This window comes from Chryseobacterium sp. 2987, assembly GCF_031456375.1.
In the GTDB taxonomy this organism is placed as follows: Bacteria; Bacteroidota; Bacteroidia; order Flavobacteriales; family Weeksellaceae; genus Chryseobacterium; species Chryseobacterium vaccae.
In genome coordinates this window covers 1-1,394 of sequence record NZ_JAVDUN010000022.1, presented here as the reverse complement: position 1 = coordinate 1,394, position 1,394 = coordinate 1, and the positions used below count along the sequence as shown (strand labels likewise).

Annotated in this window: 2 protein-coding genes; both read right to left on the bottom strand. The window is 36.4% G+C overall.

Translation table 11 applies throughout. The annotated features are described in order from the left end of the window. Nucleotides 1–28: 28 nt before the first annotated feature. The gene (locus tag J2Y40_RS23925) at nucleotides 29–871 is read right to left on the bottom strand and encodes an IS3 family transposase (protein ID WP_153392340.1); all 843 of its coding nucleotides are present in this window, start codon (nucleotides 869–871) and stop codon (nucleotides 29–31) included. Then, nucleotides 859–1,394, bottom strand: a 536-nt coding sequence (locus J2Y40_RS23920; protein ID WP_310001802.1) for a transposase, incomplete at its 5' end; no start/stop codon positions are given. The genes J2Y40_RS23920 and J2Y40_RS23925, both read right to left, overlap by 13 nt.

Below are 1,394 nucleotides of genomic sequence, written 5' to 3'. Positions count from 1 at the left end.
TAGACTGCACCCAAAAGTTTAGACAAAATTAAACAATATTATTATATGAAAGAGTTCGGTACTGTACCGGACTCTTTCCTTTTAGATTAAGTCTTATCCTGTCGTTATTGTAGTAATTGATATACTTCTTTATTTCTTTTTTGAGCTCATCAATGGTTTTAAATTTCTTAGTATAGAACATTTCAGATTTTAAAGTTCCAAAGAAGTTTTCTATTACCGCATTATCCAGGCAGTTTCCTTTGCGGGACATACTTTGGATAATGCCTTTTTCTTTTAACAGATGCTGATAGGCTTTCATCTGATATTGCCAGCCTTGATCAGAGTGGATAATGAGGTTTTCAGTATTCTTGATTTTTCTGAGCCCTTTTTTGAGCATATTTACAACCTGTGCAAAGGCAGGCCTTTCCGAGAGATCGTAACTGATAATCTCGCCATTGTAAAGATCAATTATCGGCGAAAGATACAATTTACTGCCCGAGACGTTAAATTCTGTCACATCAGTGGCCCATTTTCTGTTTGGCTGATCTGCCTTAAAGTTCCTCTCCAGAATATTTGGTGCTATCCTGCCTTGCTCTCCCCGGTAAGATCTGTATTTTTTAACCCTAACGATACTTTTCAATCCTAGGGTCTTCATCAGTCTTAAGACCGTTTTATGATTAATTACAATTCCTTGCTGTTTCATAATCAAAGTAATACGACGGTATCCAAACCGGCCTTTATGCCTATGATAAATCTGTTTTATCAAAGTTTTTACTTCTCCATATTTATCTTTTTTATCAAGAGCTTTCTGATGGTAATAGAAACTGCTTCTGGCCATACCTGTACAATCCAGCAGGAGTGACAGGTCATATTTTCGCCTTAATCCTTCGATGGCCTCTGCTTGTTCTTTTTGAGAGTTAAGGCGTCTAACTTTTTTAGAAAATCAATTTCAGCTCGAAGCCTTTCGTTTTCCAATAAAAGTTCTTCTTCTCTGGTCAATGGCTTATCGGACTTTCTTTTCTTACGCTTGTGATCACTCATAATGCAGGGTCTTCCTTTGGGTTTGTTCTTTAACCCTAAAATACCACTTTTTTCGTAATCCCTTTGCCAATTCAACACGCTAGACTGAGCTGCGATATCGAATCGGATACATGCTTCCCTTTGGGAGATATGTTCTGTTTCGATGGCTTTTAGAACTTTAACCTTAAAATTCAGGGAATAGCTCTTGTTTTTTCTCGGTTGTAGCCCCGAGATTCCGTACTTGTTATAAAAACCAATCCATTTGCGCAGATTGCTTTCATTAAATCCTTTCTCTGTTGCTATAGATTCAATCGAACGATAAGAGTTTTTGTGAAGATTAATACATTCTAATTTGAAAGCAACGCTAAATTTTTCTTTTCTATACATAAAAAAAT